This window comes from Salarchaeum sp. JOR-1 (assembly GCF_007833275.1).
GTDB lineage: Archaea > Halobacteriota > Halobacteria > Halobacteriales > Halobacteriaceae > Salarchaeum.
This window is the reverse complement of the sequence record NZ_CP042241.1, coordinates 1,921,720-1,946,922: the sequence shown is the minus strand read 5'-3', so window position 1 is coordinate 1,946,922 and position 25,203 is coordinate 1,921,720. Positions and strand designations below refer to the sequence as shown.

The 25,203-nt window shown below is 68.0% G+C and carries 28 protein-coding genes; 20 read left to right on the top strand and 8 right to left on the bottom strand.

The genetic code is table 11. The features are described from left to right. The first annotated feature begins 25 nt into the window (after nucleotides 1–25). Nucleotides 26–1,063, top strand: coding sequence for an NAD(P)-dependent alcohol dehydrogenase (locus FQU85_RS11080; protein WP_145847884.1), 1,038 nt, complete (start codon nucleotides 26–28; stop codon nucleotides 1,061–1,063). On the opposite strand, the gene FQU85_RS11075 is transcribed toward FQU85_RS11080, so the two are convergent. Beyond that, entirely contained in the window at nucleotides 1,060–2,796 is a 1,737-nt protein-coding gene (locus tag FQU85_RS11075; RefSeq protein WP_145847882.1) for a Rieske 2Fe-2S domain-containing protein, read from the bottom strand. The genes FQU85_RS11080 and FQU85_RS11075 overlap by 4 nt on opposite strands. Nucleotides 2,797–3,052: 256 nt before the next feature. Here FQU85_RS11075 and FQU85_RS11070 point away from each other — a divergent pair, with 256 nt between their 5' ends. Next, the gene (locus tag FQU85_RS11070; RefSeq protein WP_168219983.1) at nucleotides 3,053–3,943 is read left to right on the top strand and encodes a cation diffusion facilitator family transporter; all 891 of its coding nucleotides are present in this window, start codon (nucleotides 3,053–3,055) and stop codon (nucleotides 3,941–3,943) included. 1 nt (nucleotide 3,944) lies between these two features. On the opposite strand, the gene FQU85_RS11065 is transcribed toward FQU85_RS11070, so the two are convergent. Together FQU85_RS11065 and FQU85_RS11060 are read right to left on the bottom strand one after the other, a co-directional pair. Further along, nucleotides 3,945–5,162 (bottom strand): amidohydrolase family protein, encoded by a 1,218-nt coding sequence (locus tag FQU85_RS11065; protein WP_145847879.1) that lies wholly within the window; start codon nucleotides 5,160–5,162, stop codon nucleotides 3,945–3,947. A 42-nt stretch (nucleotides 5,163–5,204) separates the two neighbouring features. Further along, nucleotides 5,205–5,918, bottom strand: coding sequence for a DICT sensory domain-containing protein (locus FQU85_RS11060; RefSeq protein ID WP_145847877.1), 714 nt, complete (start codon nucleotides 5,916–5,918; stop codon nucleotides 5,205–5,207). A gap of 93 nt (nucleotides 5,919–6,011) precedes the next feature. Here FQU85_RS11060 and FQU85_RS11055 point away from each other — a divergent pair, with 93 nt between their 5' ends. The 4 genes from FQU85_RS11055 (at nucleotide 6,012) to FQU85_RS11040 (ending at nucleotide 8,151) form a co-directional block, all read left to right on the top strand. Beyond that, entirely contained in the window at nucleotides 6,012–6,398 is a 387-nt protein-coding gene (locus FQU85_RS11055; RefSeq protein ID WP_145847875.1) for a plastocyanin/azurin family copper-binding protein, read from the top strand. Further along, the gene (locus FQU85_RS11050) at nucleotides 6,395–6,769 is read left to right on the top strand and encodes a CrcB family protein (protein ID WP_145847872.1); all 375 of its coding nucleotides are present in this window, start codon (nucleotides 6,395–6,397) and stop codon (nucleotides 6,767–6,769) included. Before FQU85_RS11055 ends, FQU85_RS11050 begins: the two co-directional genes overlap by 4 nt. Further along, nucleotides 6,769–7,122 (top strand): fluoride efflux transporter CrcB, encoded by a 354-nt coding sequence (crcB, locus tag FQU85_RS11045; protein WP_370516757.1) that lies wholly within the window; start codon nucleotides 6,769–6,771, stop codon nucleotides 7,120–7,122. Before FQU85_RS11050 ends, crcB begins: the two co-directional genes overlap by 1 nt. Nucleotides 7,123–7,185: 63 nt before the next feature. Next, nucleotides 7,186–8,151, top strand: a complete 966-nt coding sequence (locus FQU85_RS11040; protein WP_145847867.1) for a transcription initiation factor IIB family protein — start codon at nucleotides 7,186–7,188, stop codon at nucleotides 8,149–8,151. A gap of 397 nt (nucleotides 8,152–8,548) precedes the next feature. Here FQU85_RS11040 and FQU85_RS11035 read toward each other — a convergent pair whose 3' ends face one another. Continuing rightward, nucleotides 8,549–9,550 (bottom strand): NADP-dependent oxidoreductase, encoded by a 1,002-nt coding sequence (locus FQU85_RS11035; RefSeq protein WP_145847865.1) that lies wholly within the window; start codon nucleotides 9,548–9,550, stop codon nucleotides 8,549–8,551. Nucleotides 9,551–9,798: 248 nt separating this feature from the next. Here FQU85_RS11035 and FQU85_RS11030 point away from each other — a divergent pair, with 248 nt between their 5' ends. Then, nucleotides 9,799–10,050 carry a DUF2250 domain-containing protein gene (locus FQU85_RS11030; RefSeq protein WP_145847862.1) on the top strand — a complete coding sequence of 84 codons (252 nt, stop codon included), beginning with the start codon at nucleotides 9,799–9,801 and terminating at the stop codon, nucleotides 10,048–10,050. Between the two features lie 36 nt (nucleotides 10,051–10,086). Then, a complete protein-coding gene (gene yqeC / locus FQU85_RS11025; protein WP_145847860.1) occupies nucleotides 10,087–10,806 on the top strand; it encodes a selenium cofactor biosynthesis protein YqeC in 720 nt (239 codons plus the stop codon). Here yqeC and FQU85_RS11020 read toward each other — a convergent pair. Further along, nucleotides 10,803–11,417 (bottom strand): molybdenum cofactor guanylyltransferase, encoded by a 615-nt coding sequence (locus FQU85_RS11020; RefSeq protein ID WP_145847858.1) that lies wholly within the window; start codon nucleotides 11,415–11,417, stop codon nucleotides 10,803–10,805. The two genes, yqeC and FQU85_RS11020, sit on opposite strands and share 4 nt — an antisense overlap. 76 nt (nucleotides 11,418–11,493) lie before the next feature. On the opposite strand from FQU85_RS11020, the gene FQU85_RS11015 reads away from it, so the two are divergent. Genes FQU85_RS11015 through FQU85_RS13400 form a run of 6 tightly spaced genes read left to right on the top strand, consistent with a single transcriptional unit; the run spans nucleotide 11,494 to nucleotide 14,865 of the window. Then, nucleotides 11,494–13,218, top strand: a complete 1,725-nt coding sequence (locus FQU85_RS11015) for an aldehyde ferredoxin oxidoreductase family protein (protein WP_145847856.1) — start codon at nucleotides 11,494–11,496, stop codon at nucleotides 13,216–13,218. Beyond that, entirely contained in the window at nucleotides 13,215–13,904 is a 690-nt protein-coding gene (locus FQU85_RS11010) for a hypothetical protein (RefSeq protein WP_145847853.1), read from the top strand. The genes FQU85_RS11015 and FQU85_RS11010 overlap by 4 nt, the downstream gene beginning before the upstream one ends. A gap of 30 nt (nucleotides 13,905–13,934) precedes the next feature. Further along, on the top strand, nucleotides 13,935–14,204 hold the full coding sequence (locus FQU85_RS11005; protein ID WP_145847851.1) for a hypothetical protein: 270 nt from the start codon (nucleotides 13,935–13,937) through the stop codon (nucleotides 14,202–14,204). Next, entirely contained in the window at nucleotides 14,205–14,342 is a 138-nt protein-coding gene (locus FQU85_RS13405; RefSeq protein ID WP_168219982.1) for a hypothetical protein, read from the top strand. After that, nucleotides 14,339–14,680 (top strand): hypothetical protein, encoded by a 342-nt coding sequence (locus FQU85_RS11000; RefSeq protein ID WP_145847848.1) that lies wholly within the window; start codon nucleotides 14,339–14,341, stop codon nucleotides 14,678–14,680. Before FQU85_RS13405 ends, FQU85_RS11000 begins: the two co-directional genes overlap by 4 nt. Nucleotides 14,681–14,721: 41 nt before the next feature. Next, nucleotides 14,722–14,865 (top strand): hypothetical protein, encoded by a 144-nt coding sequence (locus FQU85_RS13400; RefSeq protein ID WP_168219981.1) that lies wholly within the window; start codon nucleotides 14,722–14,724, stop codon nucleotides 14,863–14,865. On the opposite strand, the gene FQU85_RS10995 is transcribed toward FQU85_RS13400, so the two are convergent. Then, on the bottom strand, nucleotides 14,866–15,495 hold the full coding sequence (locus FQU85_RS10995) for a molecular chaperone (protein ID WP_145847846.1): 630 nt from the start codon (nucleotides 15,493–15,495) through the stop codon (nucleotides 14,866–14,868). Beyond that, on the bottom strand, nucleotides 15,492–17,603 hold the full coding sequence (locus tag FQU85_RS10990; protein WP_145847843.1) for a hydrogenase iron-sulfur subunit: 2,112 nt from the start codon (nucleotides 17,601–17,603) through the stop codon (nucleotides 15,492–15,494). Before FQU85_RS10990 ends, FQU85_RS10995 begins: the two co-directional genes overlap by 4 nt. A 157-nt stretch (nucleotides 17,604–17,760) precedes the next feature. Here FQU85_RS10990 and FQU85_RS10985 point away from each other — a divergent pair, with 157 nt between their 5' ends. From FQU85_RS10985 to FQU85_RS10965, 5 genes are read left to right on the top strand one after another with little or no spacing between them, the layout of a single operon-like run. Further along, nucleotides 17,761–20,979 carry a molybdopterin-dependent oxidoreductase gene (locus tag FQU85_RS10985; RefSeq protein WP_370516774.1) on the top strand — a complete coding sequence of 1,073 codons (3,219 nt, stop codon included), beginning with the start codon at nucleotides 17,761–17,763 and terminating at the stop codon, nucleotides 20,977–20,979. A gap of 21 nt (nucleotides 20,980–21,000) precedes the next feature. Continuing rightward, complete coding sequence (locus FQU85_RS10980; RefSeq protein WP_145847838.1) at nucleotides 21,001–21,645, top strand: 4Fe-4S dicluster domain-containing protein; 645 nt, start codon at nucleotides 21,001–21,003, stop codon at nucleotides 21,643–21,645. Further along, nucleotides 21,645–22,034, top strand: coding sequence for a hypothetical protein (locus tag FQU85_RS10975; RefSeq protein WP_145847836.1), 390 nt, complete (start codon nucleotides 21,645–21,647; stop codon nucleotides 22,032–22,034). The genes FQU85_RS10980 and FQU85_RS10975 overlap by 1 nt, the downstream gene beginning before the upstream one ends. Further along, on the top strand, nucleotides 22,031–23,029 hold the full coding sequence (locus FQU85_RS10970) for a cytochrome b/b6 domain-containing protein (RefSeq protein ID WP_145847834.1): 999 nt from the start codon (nucleotides 22,031–22,033) through the stop codon (nucleotides 23,027–23,029). The genes FQU85_RS10975 and FQU85_RS10970 overlap by 4 nt, the downstream gene beginning before the upstream one ends. Further along, on the top strand, nucleotides 23,026–23,205 hold the full coding sequence (locus tag FQU85_RS10965) for a hypothetical protein (protein ID WP_145847832.1): 180 nt from the start codon (nucleotides 23,026–23,028) through the stop codon (nucleotides 23,203–23,205). The genes FQU85_RS10970 and FQU85_RS10965 overlap by 4 nt, the downstream gene beginning before the upstream one ends. On the opposite strand, the gene FQU85_RS10960 is transcribed toward FQU85_RS10965, so the two are convergent. Further along, complete coding sequence (locus FQU85_RS10960; RefSeq protein WP_145847829.1) at nucleotides 23,202–23,603, bottom strand: hypothetical protein; 402 nt, start codon at nucleotides 23,601–23,603, stop codon at nucleotides 23,202–23,204. The two genes, FQU85_RS10965 and FQU85_RS10960, sit on opposite strands and share 4 nt — an antisense overlap. Nucleotides 23,604–23,716: 113 nt before the next feature. Here FQU85_RS10960 and FQU85_RS10955 point away from each other — a divergent pair, with 113 nt between their 5' ends. Then, complete coding sequence (locus FQU85_RS10955; protein ID WP_370516756.1) at nucleotides 23,717–25,180, top strand: Na+/H+ antiporter NhaC family protein; 1,464 nt, start codon at nucleotides 23,717–23,719, stop codon at nucleotides 25,178–25,180. The last annotated feature ends 23 nt before the right edge of the window (nucleotides 25,181–25,203 follow it).

Genomic DNA, 25,203 nt, shown 5'->3' with positions numbered 1-25,203 from the left:
GTGGGATGCCGCCGAACGGTCGAACATGCGCGCCGCGAGACTACACGAGTACACGGAGGACATGGAGGACGCGCTCACCATCGAAGACGTGCCGCGGCCCGAAATCGAGGCGTCGAACCAGGTCGTCGTCGAGGTCGAGGGCGCGGGCTGGTGCCAGACGGACAACCACATCATCGAGGGAATGTGGGAGCCGTACGCCGATCAGTCCCTCCCGATGACGCTCGGCCACGAGAACGCCGGAACCGTCGTCGAAGTCGGGGACGAGGTGACGACTGTCGAGGAGGGGGACGCGGTTCTCTGCCATCCGCTCCGGACGTGCGGGACGTGTCGTGCGTGCCGGCTCGGCAACGACATGTACTGCGAGAACGCCGCGTTCTCCGGGCTCACGCACGACGGCGGGTTCGCGGAGTCCCTCCTCACCAGCGAACGCGCCACCATCACGCTCGACGACACCGACCCGGTCGACATCGCGCCGCACGCCGACGCCGGCATCACCGCCTACCACGCCGTCAAGAAGGCCGCGCGCGAACTCGTCCCCGGCGACTACTGCGTCCTCGTCGGTATCGGCGGCCTCGGTCACATCGGCCTGCAGGCCGTTCACGCGATGAGCGCCGCCCGAACGATCGCCGTCGATGTCAAGGACGACGCGCTCGCGCTCGCCGACAGCCTCGGCGCAGACCACACCGTGAACTCGACGGACGAGGACGTGGCGGACGCCGTCGACGCTATCACCGACGGCCGGGGCGCGAAACAACTCCTGGACTTCGTCGGCTCGGACACCACTACCGCGCTCGCGCCGGACGTCGTCACGCCCGGCGGCGACCACCACATCGTCGGTTACGGCGGTCACGTCCACCAGCCCAGTCAGGATCTCGTTGACGGCGAGTTCGACTACCGCGGGAACCTCGTCGGGACGTACACCGAACTCCAGGAGCTCGTCGCGCTCGTCGAGCAGGGCGAGATCCACCTCACGACAACCGAGTACGACCTCGCCGATATCAACGAGGTCGCGGCGAAACTCGAACGCAACGAGATCGAGGGCCGCGCGGTCATCCGTCCCTAGCGCTCGGTCTCGTGGAGGGCTTCGCCGCGGTGGAGGCGCTCGGCGATGCGGTACGTCTGCTCGCGCTCCCGGCGCGTCGGCGTGTGCGCGGCGAGGTAGCGCGCGGCCGCGACGAGGAACACGCGCTCGCGCTCCGTGCTGTCGGCCTCGGCCGCGCCCGTGAACCCGGCTTCGACGGCCTGGAACGTGTGGAAGCCCGCGTCCTCCCGGACGAGCGACGCGCCCAGCGACTCCATGAGGTCGTCGGGGTCGCCGCCGGCGGCGAGGAAGTCAGCGGTCGCCCGCGACGCCCGGTTCACCTCCTCCGCGCCCTCGCGGTCGAACGCGTCGTCGAGTCGGTCGAGCGCTCCCTCTGAGTCGGCGCCCGGGTCGCCGTCCGGGATCGACGCGGGCGGCGTGTTGAGGAAGCGGTCGAGGTAGACGTTGATCGCGGCGTCGAACGCGCCCCGGTAGAGCTCGGTCGCGTCGGTGCGCTCGGTGGCCTGGTGGACGGCGTTCGCGTACGTGAACGTGTGCAGGACGGTGTTCCAGTCGCCGAACTCGTTGCCCGTCGAGAACTGCGCGACCCGCACGGCGGCCGCGTACCGCACCACTCGGGAGAGCTGGCGGGGCGTCGCGCCCGCGTTCGCGGCGTCGAGCAGGGCGTCCACGATGGCGTGCGGGTCGTCACCGAGCAGGGTGTCGAGGAAGCCGTCGGGCTCGGTCCAGTCGCCGCTCGGGCCCTCGGGGAGGTCGTCGTACGCGTCGAAGAGGAGGCCGGCGAGGTCGACGGGCTGGCGCCACTCCGCGGTCTCCTCGCTCCGGTCGGCGTCGGTGAGGCCGGAGACGACGGACGCGAGCACGTCGTCCGCGCGCTCCCAGCCGGCGTGATCGAGGCTCTCGAACGCCTTGTTCACGAAGTCGAGCGCGTGGCCCGAGCTGAGGTAGACGTGGTCGGTCGCCGCCGCGAACAGGAGTTCCGCCACGTCCGCTCGGTCGAGAGTGGCCACGGCGGTGCGGAGCACGCGCTCCGCGCCGTCCCGGTCTCGGACTTCGACGTTCTCCCGGAACCACTCCTTCAGCCGCGCCTTCGACACCGCGTCCGTGTCGAGCATGGGCTGGTCGAACTTCGGCGGCGTGCCCGCGCAGTCGCCCGCGACCTCCACCAGTCCCTGGTAGAGCGCGCGCCGCCGCGTCGCGTCGTCCAGTCGGTCGCGGACGTTCGCGAGCGCCGTGTGAATCGTCAGTCCGGACGCCCAGCCGTCCGCCCGGTAGCGCGTGCCGAACTCGACGCCCGTCGCGTACGGGTCGTCGTAGTCGACGCCGGCGTCCGTGAGGCCGATGGCGGCCTTCGCGAGCACGAGTCGGAGGTCTTCTTCCAGCCCCGCCTCCAGTCGGTTCGCCCAGTGCTCCGCTGGCGGCGCGTCCCGCTGGGGAACCGGTCGGACGTACACCTCGCCCTCGCGCACCTCCACGGGATACGTGGGCACGTCGTCCGCCCACGGGTCGAACGTGTCCCCGCAGGACAGCTCGAAGCGCGCGTGGTGCCAGTGACACGTCAGCACGCCGTCGTCCACGGTTCCCTCGGTGAGCGGGAACCCCATGTGCGGACAGCGGTTGTCCACCGCACGCACCTCGCCGTCCGCGTGGAACAGCGCGATTGCCTGTCCGTTCCTGTTCACGAGTTCGCGACCGCTCTCCCGGAGGGCGTCGAGGGCCGTCGCGTGTACGAACCCCTGCGAATCAGACGACATACGTGAACTAGCACCACGAAGAGTTGTAAGCGTTCGCTGTAACGAACTACGGTAACCGGTCGCGCCGCTCAGTTAACCCGCGGTTCACGCGTCGCGCGGGGCTATACCGTCCGCTCTCCCCTCTCGCGTATACCCTCTCCGCTGGTCGTCTCGCCCGCGGCGCGTCGTCGGCCGAGACGAGTCCCGACACCAGGTAGTTCGACGTGCAGCGCGCACGAACGCAACCCCTAACTGCCGGCTCTCCCTCCCTCCGGTGATGGACGATCGGAGCGCGTTCCTGCGAGCGACCTGGGCAAACGTCCTCGGGAACGTCCTCAAGATTCTCGTCGAGGGCACGGTCGGCGTGATGTTCGGGAGCCTCGCGCTCATCGCGGACGCCGCGCACTCGCTCGCCGACCTGCTCGCGAGCCTCATCGTGCTCGTCTGGGGGCGCCTCTCCTTCGAAGGCCCCGACCGCACGCACCCGCACGGCCACGAGCGCATCGAACCGCTCACCGCCCTGTTCGTCGGCGCGACCCTCGTCGTGCTCGGCGCGCGCATCCTCTACGACGCCGGTCTCGCCGTGCTTCACGCGCCCGACGTGGTGTTCGACCCCCTGTTGGTGGCGGGACTCGCGTTCGGCGTGCTCGACATGGTGCTCGTCTACCGATACACCACTCTGTTGAACGAAACGCTCGAATCGCCCGCGCTCGACGCGCTCGCCGCGGACTGCCTGAACGACGTGTACACCAGTCTCGCCGCCGTCGTCGGCGTGTTCGGCGCGGCCATCGGCGAACCGATGCTCGACCCCATCGCGGGCGCGCTCGTCAGCGTGCTCGTGATTCGAGAGGGCGTCGCCATCTCCCGGGAGAACATCACCTACCTCGTCGGGCGCGCACCCCCCGAGGAGGAACTCGACGCGATTCGGGACGCCGTCCTCTCCCACGCGGAGGTCGCGGGAATCCACGACTTCACCGCGCACTACGTCGGTACCGACATCGAAGTGGAGTTCCACGCGGAGGTCGCGGACGAACACACGCTCCGGGAGGCCCACGACCTCGAAACAGAACTCCGCGAGCGCGTGATGGCGCTCCCGGACGTGGGCGACGTGCACATCCACCTCGACCCCGCGGGGATGGGCGAGTGGAAGGACGCGCCCGAGAACTGAACTAGGCCTCCTCGCCGCGCGCGTACACCGCCCGCACGCTCTCGCGGACGGCCGAGATGTCCGTCAGGGGGTTCTCGTCGAGCACGACGATGTCCGCGCGCTGTCCGGGTTCGAGCGTGCCGATGTCGTCGTCGGGGACGGTGCGCGCCGCGACGCGCGTCCCCGCCTGAATCGCCTCCATCTCGCTCATGCCGATTTCCTCCACGAACAGTTCGGCTTCCATCGCGTTCTCGCCGTGCGGGACGAGGTCGGGGCCGAGGAAGTCCGTGCCGAGCGCTATCGGCACGCCCGCGTCGTAGGCTTTCCGGACGCTCTCGCGGTGGGCGTCGTAGGCCTCGCGGGCCTTCCGGAGGCCGTGTTCGGGGACGCCATGCTCGTCGCCGTGCTCGACGATGCGATGCATGATGGCGAGCGTCGGGACGAACGTCGCGTCCGTCGAGAGCAGGAGGTCGACGGCCGCGTCGTCCACGTAGAAGCCGTGTTCGATGGTGTCGACGCCGTTCCGGAGCGCGCTCTTGATGCCCGCCGCCCCCTGCGCGTGGCTCGCGACCGGAATCCCGACGCGGTGGGCTTCCTCCGTCATCGCCGCTATCTCGTCGTCCGTGAACTGGCTCTGGTCGGGCGCGTCGCGCTCCGAGAGCACGCCGCCCGTCGTCATGATCTTCAGCGAGTCCACGCCCTCCCGGATCTGCTTGCGCGCGGCCTTCCGGCACTCCGCGGGGCCGTCCGCGAGCGTGGAGATACCGAGGCCGGCGTCGGCCGCCCACTCGTAGGGGAGGCTGTGGCTGTCGCCGTGGCCCGCGGTCTGACTGATGGACTGCCCGCTCGTGTACACGCGCGGGCCCGGGATGTCGCCGGATTCGACCGCCTCGCGGAGGCCGAGGCCGGTCGTGCTCCCCACGTCGCGCACGCTCGTGAATCCCGCGTCGAGGAGGTCGCGGAGGTCGGCGGTCGCGCGCGCCGCGGACAGCGCGTCGCCGTCGGTCACCCAGTCCATCGGGTTCATCGACCGCGATCCCTGCAGGTGGGCGTGCGCGTCGATGAGGCCGGGAATCACGGTCGCGTCGGGGTACGAGACGTGGGCGTGGGCGTCCGACGCGTCCACGTCCTCGCGCGGGCCGACCGCGGCGACGGTTTCGTCTTCGACGACGATGCGGGCGTCACTGAGCGGGTCGTCCGCGCGGCCGTCCACGAGGACGCCGCAGTCGATAACTACCATGGCACAGTCTCGCGTGGCCGTCGAGAAAAGCCTACGGGTAGCCTACGCCGTCGGCCGGTTCGCGGTGTCGGGAACCGCGTCGATAATGCGGTCGACGGTGTCCGGGTCGTACGTCCAGAACCCGTAGAACTCGCCCGGCGAGCGCTCCTCCGCGAGCAACGCCGACTTCTGTTGAGGGCTGGGGCCGCCGTCGAACGCGACGAACCACGTCTCCCGGATGTCCGGCGAGTCCATGGGGTGGACGGTCGTCCCGACGTCGTCCACGTCCGCGTCGGGCGCGCCGTACACGTGCACGTCCAGATCCGTTTCAGCGAGCAACGCGTACGCCTCGTGCTGGGTTTCGAACGTCGAGAGCGTCTGGAACCCCGCGACCAGCAATCCCTCGCCGACCCGCCACGCGCGGTCTTCGACCTCGCGGGACGCCGTCATCATCTGCGCGCGGTCGTAGGACGTGAACGTCGCGCGGTCGAGGTGTTCGAGGATGGCGCGGTAGGGAGCCACGTCCCCGAAGTCGCGGTCTGCGCGCTCGGAGAGGAGGTCTTCGACCGCGTCAACGTCCACAGACAGAACGGGGCCGTCGTCGTCGCACAGTTCGGCGCGGGCGTCCGCTGGGTCTGCGACGGGTTCGTAGACGACGCGCACGTTCTGGGACTCGAAGTACTCGCGAGCGGCGTCGGCGAGCGCGTCGCTCGGGCCGTATACGGTCAGCGTCTTCTCCTGGCTTTCGACGCTCGTAACGATGTCGCGGAGGCCCATTCGTGCCCTCCCCTCGCCGACCCATCCCTAAATACGTGCTGCATGGACTGACGGAACCGGAAGGCGTTTTCGGCTTCCCACGAAACCCCACGTATGGACAGACGGCAGTTCCTTCGGACGGCCGGTGTCGGGTCGGTCGCGGCGCTCGCCGGGTGCGCGGGCGGAACGAACGTCACGGTCACGTCGCTCCCGCCGGAGACGGTGCTCGTGAAGGTCGCGCCCGATGGCGGGTACAAATTCTCCCCCGATACGCTCACTATCGAGGCCGGAACCACCGTCATCTGGAAGTGGTTCGACGGCGGGCACAACGTCGTCCCGGACGGCATCCCCGCCGAGTCGGACTGGAAGGGCCACGAGGAGTGGGAGGGCCCCGGGTTCGAACACCAGCACACGTTCACGGTTCCCGGCGACTACCACTACATCTGCGTCCCCCACGAGAACCTGGGGATGGTCGGCGACATCACCGTCGTCGAGGAATGAGCCGCCTCGAATCCGCCGAAACGGCCGTTCTGGTGGCCGTCGGCGGGTTCGCGGGCGCGAACCTCCGATACTTCCTCGCGCTCTTCCTCCCCGGCCTGTCGGGCACGCTCGCCGCGAACGCCGCCGGGAGCTTCCTCCTCGGGTTCGTCATGTACGAGGCGTACCACGTCGGCGTGCTCGCCGACCGCACACGCGTCGTCGCCGCCACGGGATTCCTCTCTTCTTTTACGACGTACAGCACGTTCGCCGTCGAGAGCCTGCAGAGCGCGCCGCTCGTGCTCGCCGGGAACGTCGCCGCGAACTACGCGCTCGGACTGCTCGGCGTGCTCGTCGGACGCGCGCTCGCGCGGGCGCTCGGAGGTGACGCGTGATGGACGTCCCGCCCGCTCACCTCGTTGGCGCTGGTGGTGCGCTCGGCGCGCTCGCCCGGTATTACGCCGGCGTCCTCGTTCCCGAGAGCGAATTCCCGCGGAGCACTCTCGCGGTGAACGTCGTCGGGAGTTTCGCGCTCGGTCTCCTGACGTTCGCGAACGCGAGCGAACCGTGGCTCCTCCTGCTTGGAACGGGAGCGTGCGGCGCGTTCACGACGTTCTCCTCGTTCGCGTACGAGACGGTGCGGCTCGTCGAGCGCGGGCATCCCCGACTGGCGGCCGCGAACGCAACCCTGAATCTCCTCGGGTCGTTCGCCGCGGTCGGGGTCGCGTGGGCCGCCGCGTCCGTATAGAATTAGTGACACGACGAGCCAGACAAAGGGCTTAAAACTACCGATGTGTTTGGTGTACGTACGATGGTACGCCCCAGCCGGCAGCGCGAGCGCGAGAACCAGGCGGAGGAAACGACGGGGTCCGAGCAGGAGGACGTTCGGGTGTGCCCGGAGTGTGACTCCACGAACCTCAGCGTGAGCGCGGATCAGGGGGAGCTCATCTGCGAGGACTGCGGTCTCGTCATCGAGGAGGACAACGTCGACCGCGGACCCGAGTGGCGTGCGTTCAACCACTCCGAACGCCAAGAGAAGTCCCGGGTCGGCGCACCCACCACCCAGACGATGCACGACAAGGGGCTGACAACCCAGATCGACTGGAAGGACAAGGACGCCTACGGTCGATCCATCAGTTCGAAGAAGCGCTCTCAGATGCACCGGCTGCGGAAGTGGCAGGAGCGGATTCGGACGAAGGACGCGGGCGAGCGCAACCTCCAGTTCGCCCTCTCAGAAATCGACCGCATGGCCTCCGCGCTCGGCGTCCCCCGCAGCGTCCGAGAGGTCGCGTCCGTCATCTATCGACGCGCGCTGAAGGAAGACCTCATCCGCGGCCGCAGCATCGAGGGCGTCGCCACCGCCTGCCTCTACGCCGCCTGCCGGAAAGAGGGCATTCCCCGGAGTCTCGAGGAGGTCGCGGAGGTCTCCCGGGTCGACCAGAAGGAGATCGGCCGCACCTATCGCTACGTCGCACAGGAACTCAGCCTCGAGATGGAGCCCGTCGACCCCAAGCAGTTCGTCCCCCGGTTCGCGAGCGAACTCGAACTCTCCGAGGAAACCCAGTCGAAGGCCAACGAAATCATCGACGTGTCCGCCGAACAGGGCCTCCTCTCTGGCAAATCCCCGACCGGCTTCGCCGCCGCGGCCATCTACGCCGCCAGCCTCCTCTGCAACGAGAAGAAGACCCAGCGCGAGGTCGCGGACGTCGCGCAGGTCACCGAAGTCACCATCCGGAACCGCTACCAGGAGCAGATCGAAGCGATGGGCTTCCAGTAGGCGAAGCCGAGCGAAGCGAGGATTCGCCGAACGAGCGAGCGCGAACAAAGTGAGACGCGAGCAGTAGGCGAAGCGAGGATTCGCCGAACGAGCGAGCGGGGAGGAACGACCCGGGAACACGAGTGGTTCGGGGGTGGTTTACGCGGTATTTTTTCGGTGCTATCTGTCGAGCCACCAGAGCGCGGCGAAACTACCGGCGAGGAGCACGAGGCCGCCGTACAGGACGAGTTCGACGGTCGTGAGCGGGACGTGTCGGCGGAGAGCGAGGAGGATGCGGCCCGCGGCGACGGCGAGAATCAGGGGGGCGGTGAGTGCGAACTGGTAGTCGGGCTAGGTGTCGATGCCCGCGCGGGAGACCATACGGGATCGTCTGTCCGAGGCCTATTCCGTCTTGTCGTCAGTCGAGTTTGACGAGCTGTTTGCCGATGTTCTCGCCCTCGAAGAGGCCGAGGAAGGCGTCGGGCGCGTTCTCCAGGCCGTCGGTGACGGTTTCGCGGTAGGTGAGGTCGCCGGACGCGACCCACTCGGCGAGGCGCTCGGTGGCCTGCTGGAAGCGCGGCGCGAAGTCGCGGACGAGGATGCCCTCGACGCGGGCGCGGGTCTGGATGAGGTTTCCGAAGTGGCGGGGGCCGGTCGGGCGCTCGGTGTCGTTGTAGTGCGCGATCTGGCCGCAGACGACGACGCGCGCGTCGACGTTGAGGTGATCCATGACGGCGTCGGTGATGGGGCCGCCGACGTTGTCGTAGTAGACGTCGACGCCGTCGGTGGCGTCGCGGAGGGCGTCCCTGACGTCTTCGTCCGTGTAGTTGATGCCGCGGTCGTAGCCGAGTTCGCCTTCGAGGTACTGGACTTTCTCGTCGCTCCCGGCGTATCCGATGACTTCGCAGCCGGCGAGTTTGGCGAGCTGGCCGACCGTGGAGCCGACCGCGCCGGCCGCGCCGGAGACGACGACGGTGTCGCCGGGCGTGGGTTCGCCCACGTCGTAGAGGCCGAAGTAGGCGGTGCGGCCGGGCATTCCGAGCACGCCGAGCGCGGTGCTGACGGGGGCGTCGCCGGTGCGGACGTGGGAGAGTTCCGCGCCGTCGACGGCGACGTAGTCCGCCCAGCGGAGGTTGCCGACGACGGTGTCACCGACCGTGAAGTCGGGGTGGTTGGACTCCTCGACGGTGCCGACTGCGCCGGCCTCCATCGGGGCGCCGACGTCCCAGGGTTCGGCGTAGGACTCGGCGTCCCGCATCCGGCCGCGCATGTATGGGTCGACCGACATGTAGGAGAGGTCGACGAGCACCTCGTTCGCGTCCGGGCTCGGTTTTTCGGTCTCCCGGAGTTCGAAGTCGTCGTGGGTCGGTTCACCGCTCGGTCGCTGTGCGAGGATCCACTGGCGGTTGGTCTCGGCCATACGAACGCCTCTCCCGGCTGGCATTTAGTCGTGTGTGGTGCTCTCGAACCGGCCGTCGGTCTGACGCGGCCGGCGGCGGTTGCGGGTTCGGCGTCGGTTCCGCCGGCCCGTCCGCCAGGCGTCCGGCGTCCCCGTGGCGAGTACGCCGGGTTCCGTGGCCGTGGTCGGTCTCGTCTCGCTCGACTGTGGGGGCGTCCAACGTAGACCCGCCCGGTAGTGTTATATGGTAACAATACACAATACGGTGTATGAGCGACGCGCGTAGCGGCAGTCCAGCGCTCCGACCCGTGGACGCGGCGATACTCGAGTTCCTCGCGGACGACCGCGTGGAGTACGCCGCCATCATCGCCAACCGGGTCGGCGCGCACACACCCTACGTCGAGCGGCGCTGCGCCGTCCTCGCCGACCGCGGCCTCCTCGAAGCCGTCACGGGCGAAGTCGTCTTCCGCGCGACCGACGCCGGAAAGCGCGCAGTGCGACCGGGCGGCTTCCCGGAGTAGCGCTACGCTTACCCCTGTCGCGCCACGAACGCCCGTATGGAACTCAGCGACGCGCTCGCCGCGCGCGGCCTCGTCGCCGTGGTCGGCGCCGGCGGGAAGAAGACCACACTGTACGCGCTCGCCGACCGGCTCGACCGGGCGGTCGTCACCGCCACCGTCCGCATCCCCCCGTTCGCCGAGCACGTCACCGCCGTCCACGTCGCCGACGACCCCCGTCGCGTCGTCGACGCCGCCACGGACTTTCCCGTCGGCGTCGTGCGCGCCCAGGAACGCGCCGACCGCTACCGCGGATTCGACACCGAAACCGTCGCGGATCTCCGCGAGTGCGACGTCGACGCCGTCCTGGTGAAGGCGGACGGCGCGCGGATGCGCGACTTCAAGGCTCCCGCGGCGAAGGAGCCACAGATCCCGTCGAACGCCGACACCGTCCTCCCCGTCGCGTCCGTTCAAGCCGTCGGGGAACCACTCGACGACGCGCTCGTCCACCGCCCCGAACGCGTCGCCGCGCTCACCGACCTCGCCGTCGGCGACACTATCGAACCGGAACACGTCGCCCGCGTACTCGCGCACCCCGACGGCGGCCTGAAAGACGTACCCGCGGACGCGACCGTCGTCCCCGTCCTGAACAAGGTCGACGACGACGCGTCCCTCGCGGTCGCGCGCTCCATCGCGGGCGAACTCCACGACCGAGCCGCCGTCGAGCGCGTCGCGCTCACCAGTCACGTCCGCGACGACCCGCTGGTGGACGTGGTCTAGAAGGCGTCCTGTGCGTCCTCGAGCTCCGCGCGAGTGTTCAAGTTCTCGAACGTCCCCGTCCCGTTCGCCGCGTGTTCTTCGACCTCGCGTTCCGTGACGACCTCGTAGTCGAGCGTGAACAGCGGTTCGAGTATCTTCCGCTCGCCCGCGTCGAGCGCGTCCTCGCAGGCCGCCGCCATCGCATCCGCACGGTACACCGCCTGCGTCGTCTGGAACCAGCCGTCGCCGACCCGGGGCACAGCGGCATCCGCCCCCGCGGCACGCTCGAAGAGGTACGCGACGAACGCCGGGTCGACGAACGGCATGTCGCAGGCGACGACGGCCGCGTACTCGCCGTTCGCGCCGCGGAGGCCGGTTCGGATGCCCGCCATCGGCCCCTCGTCCTCCGCCGGGTCGAGCGCGAACGCGACCGGTCGCTCGTAGCCGTCGAGCGCGTCCGCGATGGCGTCCCGCTGATCCGCGCGACAGTTCACCACGAGCTCGTCGACGACGCCGGTGAGTCGGTCGGCGACCCGGCGAACCATCGGCGTGCCCGCGAGGTCCGCGACGGCCTTGTCGGCGTCCCCGAACCGCGTCGACCGCCCGCCCGCGACAATGACGGCGCTCTGCATACTCGCCGAACCGGGAGCGAGCCACAAGAGGGCTCCGACGCAACGCTTACCCTCGTCCCCCGGCTACGAGAACTGAATGGCGTGGACGCCACCGACCCGCGCACTCCGCGTAGCACTCGACGAGCGCCGCATCGAAAGCGAACCCATCCCGGACGACTGGCTCGACGCCTACCGGGGCGGGAAGGGTCTCGGCGCGCGATACCTCCACGCGAACGTCCCGCGGAACGCCGACGCGCTCGGCCCGGAGAACGCGCTCGTGTTCGCGCTCGGTCCGCTGTCCGCCGTGACGGCCGACGGCCGGTACGCGGCCGTGACGAAATCCCCCCTGACCGGGACGTTTCTCGACTCGTACGCGGGCGGCACGTTCCCGCAGCGGCTCGCCGGCTCGCTCGGCGACCACCTCGTCGTCGTCGTCACCGGCCGCGCGAGCGAGCCGACCGCGCTCGTCGTCGAGAACGGCGACGCCCGCCTCGAACCCGCGACAGCCCTCGCGGGAGCGGACGCCGTCGAAGCCGCGGACGCGTACCCGGACGCCGCGGTGGCGTGCGTCGGCCCGGCGGGCGAGAACGAGGTGGCGTACGCGACTATCGCGTCCGACGGCGGCGACCACCACGCGGGCCGCGGCGGCGCGGGCGCCGTGATGGGGTCGAAGAACCTCAAAGCGGTCGTCGCGCGCGACCCCGCTCCGGACGCGCCCGACCGCTCCGCCCTGGTTGACGACGCGTTCGCGGAGTCAGACGTCGGCCGCTGGCAGGCCGCGAGCGAGACTCTGGAGACCGTCGACTTCGCGAACGAGATCGGCGCGCTCCCCACTCGGGGCTGGCAGGAGGGGACGTTCGCCGGCGCCGACGACATCGGTATCGAGGCGGCGCGCGACGCCGCCGTGGAACGCGAACGCGACGGCGCCCGACCGGGCGGGTTCCGCGTGGAGAGCGCGGAAGGCGAGACGGTGCCGCGCGGGTCGACACCGATCTCCCTCGGCGCGGGACTGGGCATCGACGACTTCGACGCGGTGGCGGCGCTCGGAGCGCTCTGCGACCGGCTCGGGGTGGACGTCATCACCGCGGGGAACGCGGTGGCGTTCGCGGCTCGCGCGAGCGCCGACGGTCACGTCGACCGCGACGTCGACTTCGGTGACGCGGACGCCGCGCGCGCCCTGATTCGGGAGGTCGCCGGTCGGGAGACCGCGCTCGGAGACGCGCTCGCGGACGGCGTCGCCGCGGCCGCCGAAGAACTGGGCGCGGCCGAGCACGTGCCGACGGTGAAGGCGATGGAACTCCCCGCCTACGACCCCCGGGCAGCCCCCGCGATGGCGCTCGCGTACGCGACCAGCGACCGTGGTGCCTGCCACCGACGCGCCCGCCCCATCGAACAGTCCGCCGTCGCGGGCGACTGGACGGACGACCAGCGCGTGGACGCCGTCATCGAGGAACAGAACCGCCGGTCGGCGCTCTGGAGCCTCGGACTCGACGACTTCGTCGGCGAGGCGTTCGACGACGTCGGCGCCTCACTGCTCGCCGCGGTCGGCGTCGACGCGACCCCTGCCGACCTCCGGCTGCTGGGTGAGCGCGTCTGGAACCTCGTCCGCCTGTTCAACGTCCGCGAGGGGTTCGACCGGGCGGACGACTCGCTGCCCGCGGTGCTCACAACGCCGCTCCCCGACGGGCCGGCGGCGGGCGCGTCCGTCGACGCTGACCGCTTCGAATCGCTCCTCGAAACGTACTACGACCGCCGGGGCTGGGACGACCACGGACGGCCAACGCCGGCGACGCGCGACCGACTCGGACTCACTGACCTATGACGGAACGAATCGACCTCGACGACATCGAGACCGACACGCAGGACGAACAGGACGCGGACGACGGCGAGTGGTTCTGGGGTCGCGGGGACTCCGACGCCTCGCCCGAAGACGCGGCGTCGATCGACGGCGGCGCTGCGACGGACGCCGGCGTCGGCAGTCCGTCGAGCGAGACGAACGCAGACCGCATCCCGCACGTCCCGCACGAGAACAAGGACAAACCCGTCGGCATTCCCGTCGAATCAGGTGGCGCCGGGAGCGGCGGCACCGGCGGCGAGCAGGAACCCGAAGCGCCGCAGGCGTCTGGACCCCACGGCGGCGGCGCGGACGACCTCACGTTCGCGTTCACGTTCGACGCCGTCCAGCGCCTCGCGGATGTCCGAGCCGCGCTCGCGGAGGCGAACGAGTGGGCGGACTGGATCGGTATCGTCGGCCACGTCGACGCGCACGAAATCAACTCGTTCCTCCGGGAGACGGGCCTCGATATCGACTTCTTCAACGGCTCCGGCGACGGCCCCGGTGAGCGTCTCGCCGACATCGGCCCGTCCTCGATGTTTTACGCCGACCGGATGGCGGTCGTCGGTCTCGAATCCACGGACGACGAGTCCATCGCCGCGGCGGCGGACTGGGAGTTCGTTCCGCTCGAGCACGCGGCCGAACAGGCCGACTGGGAACTGGCGGGGGAATGACTTTTGGCGCTGCCGCGTAGAGGGTGACGTATGAGTATTCGAAACGCGGTGAGCCAGCTCGGCGTCACCGTTCCGTCTGCCGTCGGACTGGCACTCGTCTGGATTTTCGTCACCGGCCTCACGGTCGCGACGACGATGCACACGGGCTCCGGTGTCGGGGAGGGGTTCCTCGGTCAGAACCTCGTCGCCGGCCTCACTGGCCTTCTCGCGCTCGGGGTCGTGGGCGGGATGGGGATCGCACTGGCGGACGAGCTCGGCAGCGAATCGCCCGCGCCCGAGACCTGGCCGCCGGAACAATAGATGTACGTCGAATGTGTCGACTGTGAGGCGATGATGAGCGTCGTCAACCGCACCACGCCGTTCACTCAGCAGTGTCCGGTGTGTGAGGAACCGACGTCGTGGGAGCCCGCGTTCGAGGGCCAGGGGGTGTCGTTTTGACGGTCACGTTCGAGGCGTCCGACCGGCTCGTCGAGGGCGCCGAAGAGTGGGGGAACCAGCGGATGATGGACACCGAGGACGCGCTCGAATCGAAGGTCGAACAGGCGCTCCTCGAGATCGAGAACTTGCTCGCGAACGAGTTCGACGTCGACTTCACGGTCGACGGTACGACCGTCCACTACGAGCCCGTTCCGGACGTCGCGTCCTTCCTGGAAGCGCAGGCGGACGAACACGACGTGAGCGTCGCGGAGATCCTCCGCATCCACGTCGACCTCTACGCGCGGGTGTTCCTGCACGACGACGAGGAACGCCCGCCGAACGCCCCCGGCGTCGAGTGATCGAGTGAAGTTTTATCACGCCCGCGTTCGTTCGTTCGCGCATGGCTCACGATGACGGCGGGTTCCGCGCGGACGGAATGATGATGCAGTACAAGGGAGAGGAGGTCTGGGATCACGAGGTCGGGCCCCAGGAGATCAACAACGGCGAAGTCGACCCCGACCAGGACGGCGACTCGGACGAGTAGTTAGGTCATCTGCGCGACGATCTCGTCCTCGAACGCGACGAGTCCGGCGAACACGTTCGCGGCGGCGAGGTAGAACGGTTCCGCTGATTCCTCCGTCACTGCGTCCGCGAAGTCGCCGACCCACGTGGTGAGGTGTTCGTCCAGAAAGACGCGCTCGTAGCCGAACGCTTCCTCGACGCCGGCGCGCTGCCGGGCGACGAGATAGCGGAGAAACGCGAGTTCGACGGCAGCGTGATCGTTCTCCTCCCCGTAGTCTTCAGGGGGCGTCCAGCCGGCGGCGCTATAACTCGCTTCGACCTCCGCGAGCCCCTGGCCGATGAACTCCGTGTCCTCACGGAAGTACGTCTCGTGGGGCTGGATAGGTGGCCGCGGACCGACGAACAGGCTCGTGTACTCGCGGTTGAGACGGTCGTGGAGCGAGTCCACGTCCGCGTCCGCGTTCTGCTCCCGGAACGCTCGGAGGTGTTCGAAGCCCGCGTCGAGGCGGTCGTTCACCGAGTCCTCGGGCAGTCCTATCTCGCCCGCGACGATGGTTTCGAGGAACGACTCGTCCGGCGTATCCCAGAGCGCGTCGATGCAGTAGTCGATGAGTTCGATGCGTGCGTCGTATATTTCTACGTCCGTTGTCATACGTCGTACACCAGTTTCGCCCGGCAGTCACCACAGTACTCGAAGATGCTTCCCTCGGCGTCGGGCGCGATTCCGGCGACGACGTCGCCGACTTCGCCCTCGATTTTCTCCGCGGACGCCTGACTCGTGAAGGGCTTCCCGCAGCGCCGACACTCCTGCATCTCTCCGTCCGCGACCGTCTCCCACGCTTCGCCGTCCCGGTTTTCGGGGAGTCGGGTGAGGTCGAGTCCGTTCTTCATCGTGATGGCGTCCTCGACGCAGCCGTCCTCGCAGAGCCCGCAGTTCACGCAGCGCTCGTGGTTGAACCGGAGGCCGGCTTCGCCGTCCCGTTCGATGGCGTCCGTCGGACAGAGCGTCGAACACGTCGGCGTGAACGTGCAGTCGTCGCTCACCGACATCACGCCGAAGTCGGCCAGCCCACGGATCACGTCCCGTTCGGGGTCGACGTGGTCGACGATCTCCCGTACCGATTCGAGCGTCCAGTCGTGGCTGTTGAACTCCGGATTGGGTTTCTCGGCGTCCACGACGCCCGTCGCCTCGTGTTCGCCCGTCGGAATCGCCGTCTCCTCGAGGCCGTCGAAGAACGCGGTGATGTCCGCGGCGAACCCGTGTGGGTCGTCGGGGTCGGGCGCGAAGAACGCCGTGCGTTCGCCCAGTCCGAGGTCGGTCGTCGCGGTGTTGAGGCGGTCGACGAGGGCGGCTTTCGGATCCGGGCCGGAGTGGAGACACCCGTCGCCGCAGCCGACGATGGCGACGCCGTCGGCGCCCGCGGCGAGCGCGTGCATGACGTGGCCTTCGCCGATGGTGTCCGTGCAGTTCACGCGCACGGGGAGAATGGGTGGGTAGGTGAGGTCGTTCTCGCGGGCGGCGTGCTTGCCGATGGAGCGGACGGCGCGTTCCGCGCGCTCCGAGCAGACGAACGCGACGACCTCGGTCTCGATGCCGTCGTTACCGCGGTCGAACAGCCAGCCGCCGTCGTCGTTCTCGCTCGTCGTGACGGCTTCGACCTCGCGGGCGATGCGTTCGTTCGACGGCTCCCGGAGTCGGGTGGCGCCGGTCGGACACGAACTCGTGCAGGCGCCGCAGTTCTCGCATGCGACGGGGTCGAACTCCACGCTGTCCACGCGTTCTCGTGAGACCGCGCCGTGCGGGCAGGCGTCGACGCAGGCGTTACAGCCGACCTGGCCGTGGTCGCCGGCCGCGCAGACGTCCATCTCGAGGTCGAGGAACTGGGGTTTCTCGACGCCGCCCAAGAGGTCTTCGACGGCGGCGACGGTGGCGGGGTCGACGGGGCCCGTGTAGAAGCCGACGCGGCCGGCGCGGGTGTCCGCGTCCGCACCGGGGTGGACGACCTGGTCGAACGACAGCGTCCGCGCGGTGCCGTCGAGGTCGATGGCGTCCGTCGGACACTCCGTCCAGTCGCCGTCCTCGGCGCCGGGCGCGATGTCGACCGGCGCCGCGGTGACCTGGTCGTCAGGGCCGCGGCGAACGCACTTCATGCAGGAGACGCAGTCGTCGGTGACGCGCGCCTCGACGGTGAGGTCGAACCCGCCGAACTCGCCGTGGACGTCCATGACGTGTCCGCGTTCGACGGTCACGCCGTCCAGGTCGACGTCGCGGTCTGCGTAGTCGTGGCCGTGCGCGATGAGGGTCACGTCGGCGGAGTCGGCGAGCGTCGCGGCTGCCTCGGCGTCCCCGACGACGGCGACGCGCTCGCCGGCCTGCCGGGAGACGCTCCGCGAGGGCGCCTCGTGTTCGAGGCCCGTGGACGCGCGATTGATCAGGCGAGCGGTCTTGTCGGTCGCGTCGGCGCGTTCGTGAACCCAGCCGGCGGATTCGCGGTGGTCGACGAACTCCACCGCGTCCGGGTGGAGGTCGTGTGCGTCCGCCACGTCCCGGAGTTTGGCCTGGCAGCCGTCGTCGGGCGTGGTGACGATGAGTTGGTCGAGGTCGTGCTCGTCGATGACGTACGAGACGCCGTCGAGTCCGTCTTCGCAGAGGAGGCTGGAACTCGCGACGACGTCGACGTCGCGGACGCCGTCACGGACCTCCTCGAGGTCGATGTCGCAGGTGTCTGCGCAGGAGCAGACGAAAGCCCCGGTGTTCATTCACTACCTCGTGCGGGTGGCTGGGGGAAAGGTCTTGCCGTGATCAAACAACGTGCAAGCAGTTCTATATAACGTTTTTTGTACATAGTTGACAGCCGTGGTAACACCTTAGTGCCCCGGCCGTTATTAATATTAGTAGCAGAACAATGTGGGGTGAATCAAAGTGAGTGCCGAGCCAGTCTCGCTCGACCTCGACAGACGGTCGTTCATGAAGGCGAGCGCCGTCGCAGGCGCGCTCGCGCTCGGCGGCAGCGGCGCCGGGCAAGTCCTCGCCGAGAACGGCGATGGGGAGACTGACGGGACAGACACCGACGGAGAACTGACAAAGACTATCTGTAACTTCTGTGCGGTCGGTTGCGGATTCCACGGCGAACGCGAAGGGAACGCGTTCGTCGGCCAGGAACCCTGGCACGAGAACCCGATCAATAACGGCTCGCTCTGTTCGAAGGGCGCAGCCATCTACGGGAGCGAACACTCCGACCGCCGACTGAAGCACCCGATGCGGAAGGAGAACGGCGAGTGGAAGAAGATCACGTGGGACGAGGCCTACAGCCACATCACGGACGAACTCGACCGAATCGTCGAGGAACACAGCCGTGACAGCGTCTTCTGGATGGGGTCTGCCCACCACTCGAACGAGGAGGCGTACGCGTTCCGGAAGCTCTCCTCGCTGTTCGGCACGAACAACGTCGACCACCAGGCCCGTATCTGTCACTCGACGACCGTCGCCGGCCTCGCGAACACGTGGGGCTACGGCGCGATGACGAACACGATCAACGACTACCGGAACTACGACCTCAACATCATCATCGGGCAGAATCCCGCCGAAGCCCATCCGATCGCGATGCAGCACATCCTCGAGGGCCAGAAGCGCGGCGGCACCATCGCGTCCGTGGACGCCCGGTTCACGAAGACCTCGGCGCACGCGGACAACTTCTACCGCATCCGTCCCGGGACGGACGTCGCCCTGATGATGGGGCTCATCAAGTACCTCCGCGACCAGAACGAACTCGACCGCGATATGCTCTCAGAGCGCGTGCAGGCCTGGGAGGACGTCGCCGTCGAACTCGACAAGTACGACCTCGAAACCGTCGCGGACATCACGTGGATTCCGGAAGACCAGATCCGGGAGCTCGGCGACCTCATCATCGAGAACAAGCCGAGCGTCCAGATCGAGTGGGCGATGGGCGGCACCCAGCACAACAACGGCACGCAGAACATCCGGTCGTACGCGCTGCTCTCGCTCGCCTCCGGGAGCGCCGCCCGATCCGGCGGCGGCCTCCAGGTGATGCGCGGCCACGCGAACGTGCAGGGCGCGACCGACCTCGGCGTCGCGAGCCACGTCCTCCCCGGCTACTACTCGGTGAGTTCGAAAGGCTCCTGGCAGTACTGGACGGACGTCTGGTCGAAGAGCCCGTACACGAGCGGCGACATCTCGTACGAGGAACTCTACCAGAAGTACGACGTCATGCCGGAGGAGGTCTACCGGAAGCAGTCCGGAACCGAAGACGAGACCCTCACCGAGGAAGACCGCTCGATGATGTTCCAGAAGGGGATGACGGTCGCACGCTGGTTCGAGGGCGCGCTCGACCAGCCCGACCGGCTCCACGACACGCCGCTCTACCAGCCGGACAAACTGAAGGCGGCGTTCATCTGGGGGCACTCCTCGAACTCCATCAGCGAGATGGAGAAGATGAAGCAGGCGATGGAGGCCCTCGACCTGCTCGTGGTGGTCGACCTCTTCCCGAGCGTCACGTCCGTGATGCAAGACCGCGACGACGGCGTCATCCTCCTGCCGGCGGCGAGCCAGTACGAACACCACCGATCCGTGACGAACTCCCATCGGGCCGTCCAGTGGTCTGAGCCCGTTCGGCCGCCCAGCCACAACACGAAGCCGGACATGCAGATCATGCAGGAGCTCGCGGATCGGCTCGGCATGGGCGAGCACTTCGACTGGGGGAGCGGACCCGACATGTACAACGGGAAGTCGACGTACGAGGAGGCCCTTCGCGAGGTGAACCTCGGCGTCCGGACGATCGGCTACCAGCAGGATCCCGCGCGGCTCCAGCAACACCTCGAGTACGACTACGCGTTCAGCACGGAGGACACGAAGTGCCACGAGGAAAGCCTCCCCGTCTCGGGCGAGTACTGGATGCTTCCGTGGCCGTGCTGGGGGGAAGGCCACCCCGGGACGCCGATCATCTGGCGGGACGACATCGACCCGCGGAACGGCGGCCAGGACTTCCGCTCTCGCTGGGGCGTGCAGGCGCCGACCCCACAGGAGTGGGAGGCGATGGACACCGACAAGCCGTATCCGATGCAGGAGACGTACGACGCCAAGGGCGAGGCGGGGCTGAACATGCTCCGCGATTCGTACACGCCGGACTGGCCGAACTCCTCGTTCAGCGGCGAAATCCAGGGCGTCCCCCAGTATCCGGGCTTCGCGACGACGATGCCGGACGACCCCACGAACCCGGACGCGTTGACGATTCCGTTCGAGTACGCGCTCCGCGAGGACAAGTCCGTCTACGACACGGCCGTCGCGATGAACCGGACGTACGACTGGGCGAACTTCGACGAGTCGTTCTACCAGCAGTACGATTACAAACAGCCGGACGCGCCGACGGGGCGCGGACGGGCGCGCGGCGTGACCTGGAACTTCATCGACACCGTCCCGGTCCACCGCGAACCGATCGAGAGCCCGCGGCCGGATCTCGTGGAGGAGTGGCCGGCAAACGGCCAGCAGACGAACTTCTATCGGCTGGATCAGAACAACGCGGTCACGCAGCGGAACGCGATGGATCAGCTGGCCTCCCAGGGGTTCAGTCCGGACGACCCCGGAACGGTCGTTATGACCACCGGTCGGCAGGTCGAACACCAGGGTGGCGGTGCGGAGTCCCGGTCGAACATCTTCCTCGCCGACCTCCAGCCCCACATGTACGCCGAAATCCACCCCGACCTCGCGGAGGAACTCGGCGTGGACGGCGGCGACCTCGTAACCGTGTCGACGACCGACCGCGGCTCCATCCTCGTGAAGGCGCGGGTCACGCATCGACCGAACTCGAAGGAGGTCTTCCTGCCGTTCCACTGGGGCGGTATGTGGCGCGGTGAGAGCTTGCTCGACAAGTATCCGGAGGGGAGCGCGCCTCTCGCCATCGGGGATTCAGTGAACATCATCACCTCCCGTGGGTACGACGTCGAGACGCAGATGCAGGAGACGAAAGCCGCGATGGTGAAGGTGCAGAAGGCGACGCAGTCCGTCGTCGACGAACTCGAAATGGGAATCGACCTCTCGGCGGTCTCGTTCCCTCAGGACGCGGACGACATCGGGACACAGAAAGACTTCGACGTGCGGGACAACACGACGGTGCAATAGATTATGTCCAGTAAGGAACGAATGGGTCAGGGCGTCATGTCGACCGGGGAGGGCACACGAATCTTCCCGGACGTCGAGGCGTGTATCGACTGCGGGGGGTGTGTTGTCGCGTGCAAGCGCACGTGGGACATCCCGAAGGACGAACAGCGAATCAGCATCTCCACCATGTTCGAGGGCCAGGAGGCGGATCCGATGAGCCTGAACACGGACTCTCCGGAGGCGCTGGACAAGGGGTCGATGCCGGGCGAGACGAGCATTCCGATGCAGTGTTATCACTGCGAGGACGCGCCCTGTGTCTCCGTCTGTCCGACCGACGCGCTCCAGAAGAACGACGACGGCTTCGTGCAGGTCTCAGAAGACCTCTGTGTCGGCTGTCAGTACTGCCTGTCCGCGTGTCCGTTCGGCGCGCCGCAGTTCCCGGACTCGGACGAGGGGACGGCGAGCCTCGTCGGAACGGGCGGCATCATGGACAAGTGTACGATGTGTGAGGAACGCCAGACCGTCGGGAAGGGCCCGGCGTGTGCCGAGGAGTGTGCGACGGACGCCATCCTCGTCGGCACCTCCCAGCAGATCGCGAGCGAGATGGAAGCGCGGGAGACGGAACCGTTCTTCAACGACACCGCGATGGAAGTCATCTTCGGCGACGACGCGGAGGTGTTCCAGTGATGAGCGACCGCCGTGGTCTCTCCGAGGGCGTCGCGGTGGTCGTCAGCGCGGTTGTCGGCCTCGCCGTCGCCGCCGCGTCACTCTGGTTCGTGCAGGGCTACAACATCTTCCACGAGAACCTCTTTCGCGTCCAGCCGACCGTGGCGGGCGGCGGCGTCGGCACGGACTTCGTGCAGGGGAACTCGTCGACCGTCCTCGACTGGCTCATCGTGCTCGTCCACGCCGCCGACATCCTCATGGGCCTGTTCATCCTCGTGATGGTGTTCATTCACTGGGCGTCCTTCCGCCGGCTCGCGGCGCGGATGAAGCCGCCGGTTCACGCCGACGAGAACGCGCGCACGGCGACGGACGGCGGGAACGCCGCGGATACACGGGGTGAGGGCGAATGACGAATCTCGACCACGGGAAGTTCACGAAGGTGACGACGGTCTTCCACAGCCTGCTCGCCCTCGACGTGTTCCTGTTGTTCTTCACGGGGTACGCCGTGATGTTCAACGACGAACTCTGGTGGGTGCTCGAACTCATGGGCGGGAACACGGGCGTGCTCTCGCTCCACCGCATCGCTGGGCTCGCGCTCATCGTGCTCACCGTGTTCTGGCTGACGTTCATGCTCGTCGGGCCGGGGCGGCGGAAGAACTTCAAGGCGATCCTCCCGACGAGGGGCGACGTAGACGCGTTCGTCCAGGACGTGAAGTTCGTCCTCGGGAAGGCAGAGGAACGCCACCCGAACGCCCGCCAGTTCGCGGGCTACACGGCCGACGAGGTTCCCCTTCTCTCCTACATCGGGAAGGGCGTCATCGCCATTTTCACCGTCGAGCTCACCCTCCTGATGATCTCGGGGCTGCTCATCTGGAGCAAGACCGGCCTGATGCAGATCATGGCGACGAAGGCGGCGGCGACGGCGTTCATCGTCTTCCACGGCCTTCTGGGCGTCATCATGATTATGGGGGTCATGTTCCACATCTTCGAACACGGTTTCCATCCCGCGTTCTACCCTGTGGAGCTGAAGGCGTTCGTGCCGAAGAACATCACGCCGAGCTACCACGGTGCGAGCGACCACGACGGTACGGGCATCGAGAAACTCCGCCTGAAGCCGTCGTGGCGCTGGGTCACGAACCTCGTCGGATCGGTGGTCGTCATCGGAATCGTGAGTGTCCTCGTCGCCTCGATCTACGACGGCGGCTACCCGATTCCGGTCGACCTCGCGCCCGGCGGCGGCCCGACGAGTCTCCCGCTCGTCATCGGCGTGAACTTCGGAATCGTCGTCCTGTTCATGGGGATCGTGCTGTCCGTCTACGGGAACCTCCTCCGCGCTCGCTTCGAGAAGCAGCAGCGTGAAGAAGGGCGAACTACCGCCGCCGACGGCGGGGAGGTGGAGGAATGAGCGCGCTCCTCGACCTCGTGTACGCCGTGGTCGCGTTGCTCGCGGGCGCGGCGCTCGTGTTCGGTATCTGGGCGGTCTCCCGCGAGGAGGCGGATCCACAGAACAGCACTGCCGACTTGCTGCGCGCCATCGCGGTGAGCGTCTTCCTGGCGCTCGTCGTCGTCTCGGTCGTCTAGCGCGTCAGCATCTCCGAGCCTTCTTCGGAGAGCTCGACCGTCACGTCCTGGCGCGTCTGTTCTGAGAGCTGGTCGATGTTCCGCGTGAGGACTTCGAGGATGTCCTCGGGCTCGGGGTAGACGAGCATGTTGCCGTCGTCGTCCTCCATGACGAGCTGGGTGTCCGAGAGCGATATCTGGTCGTCTTGGATGGACGCGACGATGGCGGGGAGGGCTTCGGCGCCGCCGGGTTCTCCTTCCTCCACCATGGTGATGTAGAGGCTGTCGAGGCCGATGAGGTCTTTGTACTCGCGGACGCGTTTCGCGCAGCGCACCATGTCCCGCGTGACCGCTGTCTTCTCGGGGTTCCCGTGTTCCCCGTCGTGGCAGTGCTTGCAGACCCGGAGTTCCATGCGCATTGATGGAGGGAAAGCCGTCGTGCTTACTGAACGTTGGGGTGTCGGTACGCCCCCGTCTGATTCCCAATAGACATGAATCAACAGTATTTAATTCCCCACAGTGATATACCGGGGTGATGGATTCCGACTTCGAACCCAAGACCCTCAGCGACATCCCGCCCGAACGCCGGCCTTCGATCGGAGAGGCGCTTCTCCCAATCCTCGGCGTCGTCGTCTTCCTCGGTGTCGGCTCCGGCTACCTCGGACTCGCACCGCACGCACCCCTCCTCTGGAGCATCGTCTTCGCCGGCCTCGTCGGTCTCGTCCGCCTCGAACTCACGTACGCCGACCTCTACGACGCCGTCTCGAACGGCCTCATCATGGGCCTGCAGGCGCTCCTCATACTCTTCACCATCTACGCACTCATCGCCACCTGGGTCAGCGCCGGAACCATCCCCGGACTCATGTACTACGGCCTCGGCATACTCACGCCCGAAATCTTCCTCCCGATAACCGCGCTGCTCGCCGCCGTCGTCGCGTTCTCCATCGGGAGCTCCTGGACGACCGCCGGCACGCTCGGCGTCGCCTTCATCGGCATCGGATCCGGCCTCGGGATCCCCGCGCCGATGACCGCCGGCGCCATCCTCTCCGGCGCGTACGCCGGCGACAAACAGAGCCCGCTCAGCGACACCACCAACCTCGCCGCCGCCGTCACCAACACCGACCTCTACGACCACATCGACGCGATGAAGGTCGGCACCGCGCTCGCGCTCGGCCTCTCCGTCCTCGTCTACGCCGTCCTCGGACTCCGCGCAGGCGGCGCGATCCCCGCCGGACAGGTCGAGAGCATCCGCGGCGCGCTCGCCGGCACCTACGCCACGACCCCGTTCGTCTTCCTGCCGCTCGTCGTCACCTTCGGCCTCGCGCTCTACGGCGTCCCCGCTCTCCCCACGCTCGTCACCGGCGTCTTCGCCGGCGCATTCACCACGATCCTCCTCCAGGGCGCGCAGTTCACCACCGCCTGGAACGTCTTCCTCAACGGCACCAGCCCCGAGACGGGCGTCGAACTCGTGAACGGCCTGCTCGTCACCGGCGGGCTCTCCGGATCCGCGTGGACCGTCACCGTCGTCGCCCTCGCGCTCTCCCTCGGCGGCCTCCTCGAAGGCATCGGTGTCCTCGCCGTGCTCGCCGACGAACTCCTCGACCTCGTCTGGAGCGAGAACAGCCTCGTCGCCGGCACCGGTATCGCCGCGTTCGTCACGAACGCCTTCAGCGCCCAGCAGTACATGAGCATCGTCCTCCCCGGCGTCAGCCTCCGGAACGCCTACGACGAGCACGACCTCGACTCACGCAATCTCTCCCGCGCCGTCGAAGCCGTCGGCACCCCGACCGGCGCGCTCATCCCGTGGCACGCGGGCGCGGTCTACATGTCCGGCGTCTTCGGCGTGCCCACGCTCACCGGAAGCATCGACCTCGCGAACCTCTCCGCATCCATCGGCGGGTACGCGCCCTACTACGCGTTCGCGTTCTTCAGCCCGCTCGCCCTGTTCGTCATGGCCGCGACCGGCTACGGGTTCGTCGCGAAATCAGACGCCTGAGGGGGAAGGTTAACGGTTCGCGG

Excerpts from the sequence above, each read along its gene's own strand:
- FQU85_RS11080 (WP_145847884.1), top strand. The coding sequence starts at position 26 with ATGCGCGCCGCGAGACTACACGAGTACACGGAGGACATGGAGGACGCG.
- FQU85_RS11075 (WP_145847882.1), bottom strand. The coding sequence starts at position 2,796 with ATGTCGTCTGATTCGCAGGGGTTCGTACACGCGACGGCCCTCGACGCC.
- FQU85_RS11070 (WP_168219983.1), top strand. The coding sequence starts at position 3,053 with ATGGACGATCGGAGCGCGTTCCTGCGAGCGACCTGGGCAAACGTCCTC.
- FQU85_RS11065 (WP_145847879.1), bottom strand. The coding sequence starts at position 5,162 with ATGGTAGTTATCGACTGCGGCGTCCTCGTGGACGGCCGCGCGGACGAC.
- FQU85_RS11060 (WP_145847877.1), bottom strand. The coding sequence starts at position 5,918 with ATGGGCCTCCGCGACATCGTTACGAGCGTCGAAAGCCAGGAGAAGACG.
- FQU85_RS11055 (WP_145847875.1), top strand. The coding sequence starts at position 6,012 with ATGGACAGACGGCAGTTCCTTCGGACGGCCGGTGTCGGGTCGGTCGCG.
- FQU85_RS11050 (WP_145847872.1), top strand. The coding sequence starts at position 6,395 with ATGAGCCGCCTCGAATCCGCCGAAACGGCCGTTCTGGTGGCCGTCGGC.
- crcB (WP_370516757.1), top strand. The coding sequence starts at position 6,769 with ATGGACGTCCCGCCCGCTCACCTCGTTGGCGCTGGTGGTGCGCTCGGC.
- FQU85_RS11040 (WP_145847867.1), top strand. The coding sequence starts at position 7,186 with ATGGTACGCCCCAGCCGGCAGCGCGAGCGCGAGAACCAGGCGGAGGAA.
- FQU85_RS11035 (WP_145847865.1), bottom strand. The coding sequence starts at position 9,550 with ATGGCCGAGACCAACCGCCAGTGGATCCTCGCACAGCGACCGAGCGGT.
- FQU85_RS11030 (WP_145847862.1), top strand. The coding sequence starts at position 9,799 with ATGAGCGACGCGCGTAGCGGCAGTCCAGCGCTCCGACCCGTGGACGCG.
- yqeC (WP_145847860.1), top strand. The coding sequence starts at position 10,087 with ATGGAACTCAGCGACGCGCTCGCCGCGCGCGGCCTCGTCGCCGTGGTC.
- FQU85_RS11020 (WP_145847858.1), bottom strand. The coding sequence starts at position 11,417 with ATGCAGAGCGCCGTCATTGTCGCGGGCGGGCGGTCGACGCGGTTCGGG.
- FQU85_RS11015 (WP_145847856.1), top strand. The coding sequence starts at position 11,494 with ATGGCGTGGACGCCACCGACCCGCGCACTCCGCGTAGCACTCGACGAG.
- FQU85_RS11010 (WP_145847853.1), top strand. The coding sequence starts at position 13,215 with ATGACGGAACGAATCGACCTCGACGACATCGAGACCGACACGCAGGAC.
- FQU85_RS11005 (WP_145847851.1), top strand. The coding sequence starts at position 13,935 with ATGAGTATTCGAAACGCGGTGAGCCAGCTCGGCGTCACCGTTCCGTCT.
- FQU85_RS13405 (WP_168219982.1), top strand. The coding sequence starts at position 14,205 with ATGTACGTCGAATGTGTCGACTGTGAGGCGATGATGAGCGTCGTCAAC.
- FQU85_RS13400 (WP_168219981.1), top strand. The coding sequence starts at position 14,722 with ATGGCTCACGATGACGGCGGGTTCCGCGCGGACGGAATGATGATGCAG.
- FQU85_RS10995 (WP_145847846.1), bottom strand. The coding sequence starts at position 15,495 with ATGACAACGGACGTAGAAATATACGACGCACGCATCGAACTCATCGAC.
- FQU85_RS10990 (WP_145847843.1), bottom strand. The coding sequence starts at position 17,603 with ATGAACACCGGGGCTTTCGTCTGCTCCTGCGCAGACACCTGCGACATC.
- FQU85_RS10980 (WP_145847838.1), top strand. The coding sequence starts at position 21,001 with ATGGGTCAGGGCGTCATGTCGACCGGGGAGGGCACACGAATCTTCCCG.
- FQU85_RS10975 (WP_145847836.1), top strand. The coding sequence starts at position 21,645 with ATGAGCGACCGCCGTGGTCTCTCCGAGGGCGTCGCGGTGGTCGTCAGC.
- FQU85_RS10970 (WP_145847834.1), top strand. The coding sequence starts at position 22,031 with ATGACGAATCTCGACCACGGGAAGTTCACGAAGGTGACGACGGTCTTC.
- FQU85_RS10965 (WP_145847832.1), top strand. The coding sequence starts at position 23,026 with ATGAGCGCGCTCCTCGACCTCGTGTACGCCGTGGTCGCGTTGCTCGCG.
- FQU85_RS10960 (WP_145847829.1), bottom strand. The coding sequence starts at position 23,603 with ATGCGCATGGAACTCCGGGTCTGCAAGCACTGCCACGACGGGGAACAC.